This window comes from Shewanella pealeana ATCC 700345 (genome assembly GCF_000018285.1).
GTDB classification, from domain to species: domain Bacteria; phylum Pseudomonadota; class Gammaproteobacteria; order Enterobacterales; family Shewanellaceae; genus Shewanella; species Shewanella pealeana.
The window spans coordinates 1,050,964-1,063,263 of the sequence record NC_009901.1; the positions used below are offsets into that span (position 1 = coordinate 1,050,964).

Annotated in this window: 14 protein-coding genes; 7 read left to right on the forward strand and 7 right to left on the reverse strand. The window is 44.3% G+C overall.

The features are described 5' to 3' along the window. Positions 1–21: 21 nt before the first annotated feature. Entirely contained in the window at positions 22–993 is a 972-nt protein-coding gene (gene ispB, locus SPEA_RS04460; RefSeq protein WP_012154112.1) for an octaprenyl diphosphate synthase, read from the reverse strand. Positions 994–1,275: 282 nt separating this feature from the next. Between ispB and rplU the strand changes: the two genes are divergently transcribed. The 7 genes from rplU (at position 1,276) to SPEA_RS04495 (ending at position 5,469) form a co-directional block, all read left to right on the forward strand. Continuing rightward, positions 1,276–1,587: a 50S ribosomal protein L21 gene (gene rplU, locus SPEA_RS04465; RefSeq protein ID WP_012154113.1), complete on the forward strand. Its 312-nt coding sequence runs from the start codon at positions 1,276–1,278 to the stop codon at positions 1,585–1,587. Between the two features lie 15 nt (positions 1,588–1,602). Beyond that, on the forward strand, positions 1,603–1,857 hold the full coding sequence (gene rpmA, locus SPEA_RS04470; RefSeq protein ID WP_012154114.1) for a 50S ribosomal protein L27: 255 nt from the start codon (positions 1,603–1,605) through the stop codon (positions 1,855–1,857). 137 nt (positions 1,858–1,994) lie between these two features. Next, positions 1,995–3,158, forward strand: a complete 1,164-nt coding sequence (gene cgtA, locus SPEA_RS04475) for an Obg family GTPase CgtA (RefSeq protein WP_012154115.1) — start codon at positions 1,995–1,997, stop codon at positions 3,156–3,158. A 29-nt stretch (positions 3,159–3,187) separates the two neighbouring features. After that, complete coding sequence (locus tag SPEA_RS04480; RefSeq protein ID WP_012154116.1) at positions 3,188–3,946, forward strand: threonine/serine exporter family protein; 759 nt, start codon at positions 3,188–3,190, stop codon at positions 3,944–3,946. Continuing rightward, positions 3,946–4,419, forward strand: a complete 474-nt coding sequence (locus SPEA_RS04485) for a threonine/serine exporter family protein (protein WP_012154117.1) — start codon at positions 3,946–3,948, stop codon at positions 4,417–4,419. The genes SPEA_RS04480 and SPEA_RS04485 overlap by 1 nt, the downstream gene beginning before the upstream one ends. Before the next feature lie 75 nt (positions 4,420–4,494). Then, complete coding sequence (gene folA, locus SPEA_RS04490) at positions 4,495–4,977, forward strand: type 3 dihydrofolate reductase (RefSeq protein WP_012154118.1); 483 nt, start codon at positions 4,495–4,497, stop codon at positions 4,975–4,977. 96 nt (positions 4,978–5,073) lie between these two features. Then, entirely contained in the window at positions 5,074–5,469 is a 396-nt protein-coding gene (locus tag SPEA_RS04495) for a DUF3718 domain-containing protein (RefSeq protein ID WP_012154119.1), read from the forward strand. A gap of 133 nt (positions 5,470–5,602) precedes the next feature. On the opposite strand, the gene SPEA_RS04500 is transcribed toward SPEA_RS04495, so the two are convergent. The 6 genes from SPEA_RS04500 to surA all read right to left on the reverse strand — a co-directional run bounded on the left by SPEA_RS04500 (position 5,603) and on the right by surA (position 12,279). Further along, a complete protein-coding gene (locus tag SPEA_RS04500) occupies positions 5,603–7,624 on the reverse strand; it encodes a methyl-accepting chemotaxis protein (protein WP_012154120.1) in 2,022 nt (673 codons plus the stop codon). 102 nt (positions 7,625–7,726) lie between these two features. Then, complete coding sequence (locus tag SPEA_RS04505; RefSeq protein ID WP_012154121.1) at positions 7,727–8,560, reverse strand: symmetrical bis(5'-nucleosyl)-tetraphosphatase; 834 nt, start codon at positions 8,558–8,560, stop codon at positions 7,727–7,729. Between the two features lie 69 nt (positions 8,561–8,629). Beyond that, the gene (apaG, locus tag SPEA_RS04510) at positions 8,630–9,010 is read right to left on the reverse strand and encodes a Co2+/Mg2+ efflux facilitator ApaG/CorD (RefSeq protein ID WP_012154122.1); all 381 of its coding nucleotides are present in this window, start codon (positions 9,008–9,010) and stop codon (positions 8,630–8,632) included. 155 nt (positions 9,011–9,165) lie between these two features. Beyond that, entirely contained in the window at positions 9,166–9,969 is an 804-nt protein-coding gene (gene rsmA, locus SPEA_RS04515) for a 16S rRNA (adenine(1518)-N(6)/adenine(1519)-N(6))-dimethyltransferase RsmA (RefSeq protein WP_012154123.1), read from the reverse strand. 16 nt (positions 9,970–9,985) lie between these two features. After that, a complete protein-coding gene (gene pdxA / locus SPEA_RS04520) occupies positions 9,986–10,969 on the reverse strand; it encodes a 4-hydroxythreonine-4-phosphate dehydrogenase PdxA (protein ID WP_012154124.1) in 984 nt (327 codons plus the stop codon). Between the two features lie 5 nt (positions 10,970–10,974). Then, the gene (gene surA / locus SPEA_RS04525) at positions 10,975–12,279 is read right to left on the reverse strand and encodes a peptidylprolyl isomerase SurA (protein WP_012154125.1); all 1,305 of its coding nucleotides are present in this window, start codon (positions 12,277–12,279) and stop codon (positions 10,975–10,977) included. Positions 12,280–12,300: the final 21 nt, after the last annotated feature.

Genomic DNA, 12,300 nt, shown 5'->3' on the forward strand with positions numbered 1-12,300 from the left:
TTTCTGATTTAGCCTTGTTGACTAATTGCTACGTTGAGTCGCAATTTTAGCTAAAGAGATGAGCGCTTTTTTATAATCAGAGTCAGGAATAATTGATAAGGCCGCAATTGCTTTTTCTGATTCTTCAATTGCACGCTGCTCTGTATACTCTAACGCGCCACAGTTTTTAAGTGCGGCGAGAATGACGTCGATATGTTCTGTACCGTCACCTTTCTCGATAGCATCACGGATAAGGGCTTTTTCAGTGTCATTACCGTTTGCCATTGCAAAAATAAGCGGCAATGTTGGCTTACCTTCGGCTAAGTCATCACCGATGTTTTTGCCAAGCTCTTCTGTGTCTGCGGTGTAATCGAGTAGGTCATCGGTTAACTGGAATGCAGTGCCCAAATACTTACCGTAGTCAGCTAGCGCCGTTTGCACTTCTATTGGGCTGTCAGCGAGTAATCCTGCAAGGCGAGTAGCCGCCTCAAACAGTTTTGCTGTCTTGCAATAGATAACACGCATATAGCTATCTTCAGTGGTGTCAGGGTCGTTACAGTTCATTAACTGTAGGACTTCACCCTCTGCTAGTACGTTGGTTGCGTCTGCAAGGATCTCTAGCACGTCTAAGCTACGAAGCTCTGTCATCATCTGGAATGAGCGTGTGTATAGGAAGTCACCGACTAATACACTTGCGCTATTTCCGAATAAGGCATTGGCGGTTTTTCTACCACGGCGCAACATCGACTCATCAACGACATCATCGTGTAACAGTGACGCAGTGTGAATGAATTCGATAATGGCGGCCAATTTAAGGTGAGAATCACCTTTATAGTCAATGGCACGAGCTGCTAGAATAGACAGCAGAGGTCGCAAGCGTTTACCGCCACCGTTAATAATGTAGAACCCAAGTTGATTAATTAGGGCAACATCTGACTCTAGTTGTTTATAGATCAGTTGATTGACAGCTTGCATATCGCTATCAGTCAATTGACGAATGGCGTTTAAATCCATAAGTAGGCTCTAGTTCTTGTTGGCTGCTGAGTAACATTGCAGCTCAATTAAGGCTTAAATGTTATAATAATTGGATTCTACCTAAATTTACGGTACAAGACAGTAGTTGTAGATGAATGTGAGAGTTATTTGGGTCTTTTTTTATTCTAAGTTAATTAAGGCTTGTCAGCAGCCTGTTCTTAGCGTAAACTCCGCGACCATTGTCATTAAAGCTTTTATAGCACCCCTGCATCAAACATATATGTTTTGAGCGGCGTGTTAGAATATCGGAGTAAAATAGCTATGTACGCTGTTTTTCAAAGTGGCGGCAAGCAACATCGCGTTGAAGCCGGCCATACAGTTCGTTTAGAGAAATTAGAAGTCGCTACAGGCGAAACTATCGAGTTTGACCAAGTTCTTTTGGTTGCTGATGGTGAAACTGTACACGTAGGTGCACCTTTAGTTGAAGGTGGTAAGGTTGTTGCTGAAGTAATCAGCCACGGCCGTGCAGACAAGGTAACTATTGTTAAGTTCCGTCGTCGTAAGCACCACGATAAGAAGATGGGCCATCGTCAATGGTTCACCGAAGTTAAAATTACAGCTATCAACGCTTAATTAGGAGAATAACTCATGGCACATAAAAAAGCTGGCGGTTCTACTCGTAACGGCCGCGATTCAGAAAGTAAACGTCTTGGTGTAAAGCGCTTCGGCGGTGAATCAGTTCTAGCTGGTAACATCATCGTTCGTCAACGTGGTACTAAATTCCACGCTGGTGTTAATGTTGGTATCGGTCGTGACCACACTTTATTCGCACTTACCGATGGTAAAGTGAAGTTTGAAGTTAAAGGTCCTCAGAACCGTAAGTTCATCAGCATCGAAGATTAATTTTTAGCTTAAGCTAATAATTAATATAAGCCCCGCCATTGGTGGGGCTTTGTTTTTTCAAAATTAAGTAAATTGTGTTTTGGCGACTAGAATCGTTAAGAGTATAATTCTTTCATTCTGTGGTGCCAGGAGTTGGTATGAAGTTTGTCGATGAAGCTATTATCCGTGTAGAAGCCGGAAATGGTGGCAGTGGTTGCGTTAGCTTTAGACGCGAAAAATATGTTCCTGATGGTGGTCCTGACGGTGGTGATGGTGGTGACGGCGGTAGTGTATATCTACAAGCCGATGAAAACTTGAACACATTGATCACTTATCAGTTTGAACGCTTCCATATTGCCGAGCGCGGTAAGAATGGTCGTGGGCGTGATTGTACTGGTCACGGCGGTGAAGACTTGATCCTTAAAGTGCCGGTTGGTACTCGCGCTATCGATAACGATACTGAAGAGTCACTTGGTGACTTAACCACTCACGGGCAAAAATTGCTTGTGGCTAAAGGTGGTTTCCATGGTCTAGGTAATACTCGTTTCAAGAGTAGTACTAACCGTGCGCCAAGACAGAAAACCTTAGGTACTGACGGTGAAGTGCGTAGCTTAAAGCTAGAGCTATTACTGTTAGCCGATGTAGGCCTACTTGGTATGCCGAATGCGGGTAAGTCAACCTTCATTCGCTCTGTATCGAAGGCTAAGCCAAAGGTTGCCGATTATCCATTTACCACTTTGGTCCCTAACCTAGGTGTTGTTAATCCTAGACCAGGTCAGAGCTTTGTAATTGCGGATATTCCAGGGCTTATCGAAGGCGCTGCTGATGGTGCAGGTCTTGGTGTACAGTTCCTAAAGCATTTAGAACGTTGCCGTGTGTTGTTACACATTTTGGACGTTGAGCCTATCGATGGTAGCGATCCAGTTGAAGCTGCTCGTGCAATCGTTGCTGAGCTTGAAAAGCACTCTCCTAAGCTTGCGGGTAAGCCACGTTGGTTAGTAATCAACAAAGCTGACTTGATGTTGCCAGAAGAGCTACAAGAACGTATTGACCGTATCGTTAAAGAGTTAGAGTGGGAAGGTGATATTTACACTATTTCTGCTTATAACCGTGAAGGTACTGCTGAGTTAGCCCTTAAGTTATTAGACTTTATCGATTCACTTCCTCCTGAAGAAGAAGTTGATGCTGATGCTGAAGTCGAATTTAAGTGGGATAACTATCATCAGAATGCAAATGATTCTATTAACGAAGATTTTAACGACGATTTCGATGATGATTTCGACGAAGATGATTACGATGTAGAGATTATCTACCAAAGATAATTATTTGCAGAAAGGGAAGTTGAGAAAAGGTGTACGCTACAACGCAAAATGACATTACTCGTCAAGTCGTTAGGGTTGCTCAACTTCTTTTAGCTTATGGCGCTGAATCTGATCTCGTTGAAGAGATCACTCAGCGCTTAGGCCACGCCTTAGGTTTAGAAAGTGTCGAGATATCCATCTCTTCAAACTCCCTAGTATTAACCAGTCTTTCAGTCGGTCGCTGTATCACAACGACACGACGTATTCGCGAGCACGGTATCAATATGACCGTGATTTGTGAATTACAACGCATCTGCTTACTGACCGAAAAAGGCATTTACGGCCTATCGGAAGTACGTAAACGTGTTGGTCGCATTCAACCAAGAACTTACCCTGCTAAATTTGTCGTGCCTATGATAGGCCTTTCTTGTGCGAGCTTTTGCCACCTATTTGGTGGTGACTTAGCTGCTTGCTTGATCACCTTTTTAGCTTCTGCGGTTGGTATGTTTGTGCGTTTATCTATTGCTAAGCGTCATTTTAACTTGTTGCTTAACTTCAGTATCACTGCCTTTGTGACGACCCTAGTCGCGCAAACGGGTTACCAGTTTGATTTAACTGATACGCCTAAACTGCCTATGGCTGCGAGTGTGTTGATGTTAGTACCCGGTTTTCCAATGATTAATGCCATCTCAGATATGGTAAAAGGCCATCTAAACGTGGGGATCTCTCGCTGGGGGCATGCCACTTTATTAACCGTAGCCTCAGTGATCGGTATAACCATTGCTATGCAGGTAGGTGGATTGTTCTAATGATGACGCTTATCTTAACCATGCTCAATGATGCGATTTTCTCTGCCATTCCGGCCATAGGCTTTGCCATGGTGTTTAATGTTCCACGCCGATTCTTGCCTTATTGTGCTATGGCAGCGGCAATGGGGCATGGTAGCCGTACCATGTGGTTAAGTTTTGGCTTGCCTATTGAGTGGGCAACTTTCTTAGCCGCGGCCCTAGTGGGTATCGTCACGATAGCCTTTGCCAAAAAACATTTAGCTCCGCCTTTGATGTATGCCGTTGCGGCGATCATTCCTATGATCCCAGGCACTTATGCTTTTAATACTGTTATAGGCTTAGTGCAATTGACTGCACAGGCAGATATGAGTCCTGAGCTGATTTATCAGGTGGTCAGTAATGGCCTTAAAACTGTATTTATTCTTGGTGCACTTTCGGTAGGACTAGCCATGCCGAGTCTACTCTATTTCCGCTCACGCCCAGTCATCAAATAATTTAACTTTATCAAGCCTACAGGGCAGTTGTGTTAAATTTGGCTTCACATTAGACCTATATAAAAGGGAAGTATCATGAAAATAGCTATGATTGCCGCGATGGCAAATAACCGCGTTATTGGTAAAGATAATCAAATGCCATGGCATCTCCCAGAAGATCTACGACACTTCAAAGCTATGACCTTAGGTAAGCCTGTAGTTATGGGAAGAAAGACCTATGAGTCGATTGGTCGTCCTTTACCTGGTCGTCATAATATCGTCATCAGTCGTCAAGATAGTTTGGTTATTGATGGGGTAACAAGGGTTAGCAGCTTTGAGGAGGCTAAGATAGCCGCTGGCGATTGTGATGAGTTAGTGGTGATGGGCGGTGGTCAGCTGTATGAGATGTTACTTTCTCAGGCTGATATCTTATATCTCACTGAAATTAATTTAACTGTCGAGGGTGATACCTATTTTCCTGAGTGGGATAATGGTAGCTGGCAAGAAGTCTCTCGGGATGTTGCTAAAAATGACAAAGATGTTGAATACAGCTTTATCAAGTTGGTAAAAAAGTGTTAAATTCATAGGGTTGTTTAGTACCCTACATAAAGATAAAGACAGCGACTAAACAGCGCTACTTTTCTATAAATAAAAACTAAAAATAAGGAGTGACCGATGCGCTTGTTGCCTTTGAGCATCGCTACACTAATTGTGGCATCTTCAATTTCTGTTTCATCGACTGCGCTAGCTAATCAAGACCAATTGGCTGCTAACATCTGTAACTATGTTCAGACCGATGATAAAAACCGTCTGCGTAAAAAGCTTAAAGAGAGCCGTGTAAAGCTTAGAAATATCTACAAAGGTGTTTCCTGTAGTGGCGATAGCCTGTTAAGAACGGCTTTAAAGAGTGGTTCTAATAAAGTGGGAACCTTTGTGGCTAAGCGTCTTCCGGCCTCGGAGCTAGGCAATGCAGAAGCTGATGGGCAAACTATTGTTTCATGGGCAGAGAGTAATGGTCACGGTGGCAGTGATATTACAGCGACCATTAAAGAGCGTCTGGCTGGCGGCTAAGCGCTTTAGTGAATATAGAAATACTGGGCTTGCCCCAGTATTTTTTTGTCTCTTGTATGGCCAGTGCTTTAAATATATAAAAAGGCGCTAGATATAGCGCCTTTTTTATTTGTTTTCTCTGCTCACTAAATGGCTAAACCTTAAACTCTTTGACCGAGGCTTGTAATTCTTCGGCTAGCTGGGCCACCTGATGGCTAGATTGCGCCGTTTGGTCTGCCCCTGCTGAGGTTTCTTCTGAGATAGCCGCGATATGCTCAAGCTTCTCTGACACCTGTTGGCTTACTTGGTTCTGTTCTTGGGCGGCGTGGACAATATGTGTTCCTGAGTCATGAGCACGATGTACAGCGTCGCTAATACTTTCCAGTGCGTTATTTGCTTGTTCAGTTTTTTCAACGCAAGAGCTAGCCTGAGAGCGTCCTAAGTCCATTGCCGATACCGCTTCTTGTGTACCTTGTTGCAGAACTTCGATCATCTGCTGGATCTCTTGGGTAGAGTCTTGGGTTCTAGAAGCAAGGCTACGTACTTCATCGGCGACTACTGCAAAGCCTCGCCCTTGCTCTCCAGCTCGCGCAGCTTCGATAGCAGCATTTAGAGCAAGCAGATTGGTCTGCTCAGCAATACCACGAATGACATCGAGTATGGAGCCAATGGAGGCGCTGTCGGCATGTACCTTGTTGATGACTACACTGGCTTTAGCGACTTCATCGGCTAGGGCAAGAATAGTACGCTTATTTTCGTTTGCAATTAGGCGCATATGCTGGCTTTCATCATCGGCCGCTTTTATTTGGCTAAGGGCTTCATCGGCACTCGCATTAACCTGCTGCGCGCTAGAGCTTAGTTGAGTCGTCGCGGTAGCAACTTGATCAACTTGGCTCTTCTGCTCTTGAATACCGACTGTGGTCTGCGCCGTAATTGCCGAGGTTTCCTCGGCTGCTGCTGCGAGTTGATCTGAGCGATCCAAAATCCCTTGAATAAGACTGCGTAAGCTATCTACCAGTTTATTGCAGTTTGCCGACAACTTAGCGAACTCATCATGGCCGGAGTCATCTAACTTGTGAGTTAAATCTCCTGATGCCAGCACATTTAAGGCGTGGTTAATTCTATCGAGTGAGCGAGTGAGTGGGCGCACTACCGCAATACTGACGACAATCGCAACAAGAATGGCCAGCAGCATCAACACGAGTGTGCGCATGCTGGCGCTATCTATGTTATTAATGGCCTCGCTACTGATTTCACGAGAGATAGTTTCTATGCTAGTGGTCAACGCCTTCATCTGTTCGTTGACATTACCAGCAGTTCGCTCGACGTCTGTAAGTAAAACAGCTGCGCGACTATGAAGTTCAAGCTCTTGGCGTTTTAATGCAATTAATGAGTTCTTGCTTTGAACCATGCTAAAGACATTCGTAGCTTCGGTATTGATCTCTGTAATGAGCTCCGCATCGACCACACCATCCCAGTGGCTGCTGACATAATTAAGCTTACTCTTTGTGTCACTAACGATATAGTCCAGTTCTTTTGAGATGGTGTCGAATTTAGCAAGATCTGTGCTGCCGATAAGGTCGAAACTAGTGCTGGCTATATTACTAAAGCTGAGTTCTAAGTTACTTGCGTTGGCAGCGACTTCTTGATCAACTACATCTTCACTCATCTCAAGATCAATCAAATCAAGCAGCAGAGAGGCGCTGTCATCGGCTGCAATTTCGATATCGTCATATTGACTCGCTATCTTCTTACTTATCACGAGCTCGGCTTCGCGGGTGACAATCATCTCATTGCTGGTTGCATTGAATTGAGTGTATTGCGTTTTGAGAGTCTGAATAATGTTATTTAGTTCAGAGTTGTTACTCACTAAATCGGTAAGTTTCGTCAGCTCTCTATTAAACGTCTGATTAGTAGTCGAATATTGCGAGTCTATCTCGGAGATCTCGCTGTTAGCTTGGCTGTGATAGGCCACTAAGATCAGTTTTTCCTGTTCGGAGAGTGTCTGGGAAAGTAAGTTACTTGATTCTAGCGCTGGTAGGCTTAAGTCTTGCAGAACTTGAGTACTTATCTTTAGTTGGCTATTAGTTAACCAAGAAACTGCACCTAGAACTAGCAGTAGTATGGTGACGACCGTAAATCCAGCTATTACCCTGGTGGCTACATTTAACTTCATAGGAGCTCCATTTTATTATTATTTTTATCTAAATCTCAGTACCGACCTGACAAGGGCCTCGAATAGTCTATCGGCCTAATGTTGCAATAGCTTAACTCTTTTTTAACTTCTTTTAACGTGTTTTAATTTCTCTTGAGTGATTTTCTGGTTCGACTCCAAATGCCACAGGGTCATGTGTTCTCCCCAACAGCAGCCCGTATCTAAAGCTAAGCGGTTAGGGTGATTGGTCTGTCCCATAATGGCGGCCCAATGACCAAAGACTAAGGTATAGTCGCTAGGTAATTTGGACTCAAGCTCAAACCAAGGTGTCAGTTCAGCATGGTTACAGTTTTGAATTGGAGACTTACAGTCGAAATCTAAGCGGCCATCTTGTTTAAGGTAACGCATGCGGGTAAGTGCATTAATGCAATAGATCTGCTTTTCTAACGGCGATAGAGACGAGCGATATTCGTCGACAGAGTTGGTGTACATTTCGCTGACTAAGTCGTGCAGATAGTTCTTAGACTTAAGGATTTCGCTGACTCGATTTGCTTCTGTGTGCAGGGTTGCCAGATCCCAATTTGGTGGTACGCCAGCATGGGTCATAATAAGCTGTTGTTCAGGGCACTCCTGATACAGAGGCTGCATTCTTAGCCAGTCGATAATATTGTTAATGTCTTCTGCTGCGAGCAATGCGGCTAAATGATCTTTAGGGTTGGCTCGCTTTAACTTGCCATGAATGGCGAGCAAGTGGAGATCGTGATTGCCTAATACGACTTTTGCAGAGTTAGCTAGCGACTTAAAGAAGCGCAGGGTTTCCAGAGAGCCAGGCCCCCTTGCAACGAGATCTCCTACTGCCCATAAGCAGTCTTTGGATGGATTAAAATCGACTTTATCGAGAAGTAGCATTAACTCATCGAAACAGCCTTGTATATCACCTACAAAATAATTTGCCATTTTTACCTAGATATTATTTTTCTATGTTAGTGGATCAAACTGGGAACAGGTAAACGGAAAGCCGTTATGTTAATGAAGCAAGCCTGGGATAGATAAGCGAAAGGCGGAGATAGGTGCTTCAAATTCGTTACCGTCACTATCTACCATGGTGTAACTGCCTTCCATCACACCAAGTGGTGTCTCAAGCACTGTGCCACTGGTATATTCGTAACTGCTATTTGGTTTAATCGTTGGAGTTTCACCCACGACCCCTGTGCCATGGACTTCGCTTTTTCGGCCATCAGCGTCAGTGATACACCAGTGACGACTCTTTAGGGTGATCGCTTCATTACTGAGGTTAGAGATAGTTATGGTGTAACTAAACAGGTACTTATCTTCGTCTGGCGAGGATTGGGTTTCAATATAGGCTGTTTGTACATCGACGCTGACAGACGCGGCTAATTGATTCATATAATCCCCTAAAAGGCGAAGTTGCCTTAATTACGACTAGAGGTTTCATATTAAATGGAGAACATCTGAATTAATAGGCAAAAAGCCATAAAAAAGGTATAAAAAAAGGGCAGTTAATGCCCTTTATTCATCAGTAGCTTATTTGATTAATAAGATTACTTTCTGTCGAATACGTGGTTAGCCATAGCCACATATTGCTCAACACTGATCTGCTCCGGTCTCAGTGTCGCGTCGATACCCAGCACTGCAAAGTCTTCGTCAGACAGTAACTGTTTAAGGTTGTTTCTCAGCGTTTTACGGCGCATGTTGAAAGCCGTCGTGGTTAAGTTTCTTAGTAAGTCCACATCTTTACATGGCCAAGGCTTAACTTTGTATGGCACTAAACGTACAACCGCCGAATCCACTTTTGGAGGTGGAGTGAAACATCCTGGTGGCACTTCTAGCACTGGCATCACTTGGCAATGGTACTGAGCCATGACCGTTAGACGACCATAAGCTTTAGTGCCAGGTGAAGCAGAGAGGCGTAGAACGACCTCTTTTTGCAGCATAAAGTGCATGTTTTCAATATGCTGAGCAAACTCAAATAGGTGGAACATTAGCGGTGTAGAGATGTTATATGGCAGGTTACCAAACACCTTCATCTGCTTGTCTTCACGCACTAACTGATTGAAGTCAAACTTAAGCGCATCACCTTGATGGATCTCAAGCTTGTCTTTAAGCACTGGGTGCTCTTTTAGACGCTCAACCAGATCTTTATCGAGCTCGACAACAATTAGCTTGTCGATCCCGCTGGCTACTGGCTCAGTTAGCGCGGCTAGACCCGGACCAATTTCGACCATTACATGATCGTTATCCGGTGAAATAGCTCCAACGATGCGGTTAATCACATTTTCGTCGGTTAAGAAGTTTTGTCCAAAACGTTTTCTGGCCGTGTGGCCTAAATGTACTTTATTGCTCATGAGGTAACTTTTATCACTAATTCTTTGCAGCCAAATCAATGGCTTTATTTAATGCGCAGACAAAGCTGCCGATATCTGCAGTGCCAGTGCCTGCAAGCTCTAAGGCCGTACCATGGTCGACCGAGGTTCTTATATAGGGTAATCCTAGAGTGATGTTGACTGAACTGCCAAATCCTCTAGATTTTAGTACTGGAAGCCCCTGATCGTGGTACATAGCGAGTACGACGTCAGCATCTTCTAAGTATTTAGGTTGGAACAGGGTATCAGCTGGCAGTGGGCCTACGATATCCATATTGAGTTCCCTAAGCTCATTTAGTGCAGGGATGATGATATCTATCTCTTCTCTGCCTAAATGACCGTCCTCGCCAGCATGAGGGTTTAAACCACACACATAGATGCGAGGTGACTCAATCGCGAATTTCTCGACTAAGTCTTTGTGTAAAATCTTGACGATTTGATGCAAACGGTCGCGAGTAATGGCTTTTGACACATACGCTAATGGTATGTGAGTTGTCACAAGCGCAACCTGCAAGCCTGGCGCCGCTAGCATCATTACCACATCTTGGCAGTTTGCCTGATTGGCAAAATATTCGGTGTGGCCGCTAAACGGAATACCAGCTTGGTTGATAATCCCCTTATGAACGGGTCCTGTTACTACTGCATCGAATTCGCCAACCATGTTTTTTTCGCCAGCGAATCTTAATGTATCGACGACATAGGCGCTATTAATTTCATTTAGCTGGCCACATACAGAATCAGTCTCTAGGGTAAAAGGCACGATTGTCAGTGTGCCAGCCTCTTGCGCCTTAGGGGGTTGATTCGGTTGATATGGACGCAACTGAATAGAAAGCCCAAGCTTCTTGGCGCGAGACAGTAATAATTCTGGATCAGCACAAACGACTAGCTCAGCAGGCCAAGCCTGCTGAGCTAGTTGTATCACTAAATCTGGGCCAACACCCGCCGGTTCACCCGGCGTGATGGCTATGCGTTTAGTCGACAATAGTATTAACCTCGATTCGTTTCTGGCTCAAATATATCGATAAATGCTTCAGCGCGCATTTCATCTAGCCAGTTTTGTAACTCTTCATTAAATTTACGACGATAGATCAGCTGATGAGCTCGATTCGTATTAAATTTATCGGTCGCGTCGGTTGTACGTTTTTCTTCTAATTGAACAATATGCCAGCCATGAGTCGAACGGAATGGCTCGCTGTACGCGCCAACTTCTAGGCTATTCAGCTCTTGCGAAAAAGCGGGTACATAGATGTTCGGGTCTGCCCAGCCTAATTCTCCGCCTTTAGCCGCAGAACCAGGATCTTCAGAGTATTGACGGGCTAAGTCTTCAAACTTGGCTTCGCCAGATTTAACTTGAGCGAGGAATCTATCCATCATGCTCTTAGCACGTTCTTCTGAAAGAATCGGCGATGGCTTAAGTAAAATATGGCGAGATTTAACCTCTTGTACTTCTTTAGTCTGTAGGCCGCGAGCGTCCATAACTTTGATGATATGGAAACCAGATGCACTCTTAATTGGTCCTATGATATCACCGGTTTTAGCATCTCCGACAACTTCAGCAAATAAAGTCGGCATTTCGTTGATATTCATGTAGTCCCAGATCCCGCCTTCAAGCGCCTTAGGACCTGAAGATGCTGCAATTGCGATACTTCTAAAGTCATCGCCATCTTTGAGGCGTTTCATGACTGTCGCGGATCTTTTGCTCGCGGCTTCAAGCTGTTGGCTATTGGCGTCGCTTGGTACGTCAATCAGGATATGACCAATCTGGAACTCAACCTCCTTCAGTCCTTGCTCGTTGATGAGCTTAACTAGGTTATTGATCTCTTGTGGTGATACTTGAATACGACGTTGAACCTGGATGCGCTGGATCTCACCAAGGGTGATCTCTTCACGTAGTTGTTCACGGTATTGAGCGAATGTTGTACCTTCACTCTCAATTTGCGCTTTCATTTGCGCGACCGTAATTTTTTGCTCTTTAGCAATATTTTCGATGGTTTGATCTAACTGTAAGTCACCAATGTGCAAACCAATTCTATCTGCCATCTGTAACTGCAAACGGGTCAAAATAAGACGCTCAATAACCTGAGTGCGCAGTGCGGTATCAGATGGTAACTTCTGACCAGCATTGGCAGCATTAGCCTTAATGGTCTTAACCATGCCAGCAACTTCACTCTCTAGAATGATCCCTTCATTTATCTGCACTGTGACTCGGTCAAGTGGTTCTGGCGCAGCTTGAATCGTCTGGCTCATCGCCAATGTTAAAAGTGCAAAAATCAATTGGTTACAGCGTTTCATCCACTAAAATCCTTGGCATTT

Coding starts and splice junctions, on each gene's coding strand:
- SPEA_RS04495 (WP_012154119.1), top strand. CDS start 5,074: ATGCGCTTGTTGCCTTTGAGCATCGCTACACTAATTGTGGCATCTTCA.
- rpmA (WP_012154114.1), top strand. CDS start 1,603: ATGGCACATAAAAAAGCTGGCGGTTCTACTCGTAACGGCCGCGATTCA.
- cgtA (WP_012154115.1), top strand. CDS start 1,995: ATGAAGTTTGTCGATGAAGCTATTATCCGTGTAGAAGCCGGAAATGGT.
- apaG (WP_012154122.1), bottom strand. CDS start 9,010: ATGAATCAATTAGCCGCGTCTGTCAGCGTCGATGTACAAACAGCCTAT.
- rsmA (WP_012154123.1), bottom strand. CDS start 9,969: ATGAGCAATAAAGTACATTTAGGCCACACGGCCAGAAAACGTTTTGGA.
- ispB (WP_012154112.1), bottom strand. CDS start 993: ATGGATTTAAACGCCATTCGTCAATTGACTGATAGCGATATGCAAGCT.
- folA (WP_012154118.1), top strand. CDS start 4,495: ATGAAAATAGCTATGATTGCCGCGATGGCAAATAACCGCGTTATTGGT.
- rplU (WP_012154113.1), top strand. CDS start 1,276: ATGTACGCTGTTTTTCAAAGTGGCGGCAAGCAACATCGCGTTGAAGCC.
- SPEA_RS04500 (WP_012154120.1), bottom strand. CDS start 7,624: ATGAAGTTAAATGTAGCCACCAGGGTAATAGCTGGATTTACGGTCGTC.
- SPEA_RS04485 (WP_012154117.1), top strand. CDS start 3,946: ATGATGACGCTTATCTTAACCATGCTCAATGATGCGATTTTCTCTGCC.
- SPEA_RS04505 (WP_012154121.1), bottom strand. CDS start 8,560: ATGGCAAATTATTTTGTAGGTGATATACAAGGCTGTTTCGATGAGTTA.
- surA (WP_012154125.1), bottom strand. CDS start 12,279: ATGAAACGCTGTAACCAATTGATTTTTGCACTTTTAACATTGGCGATG.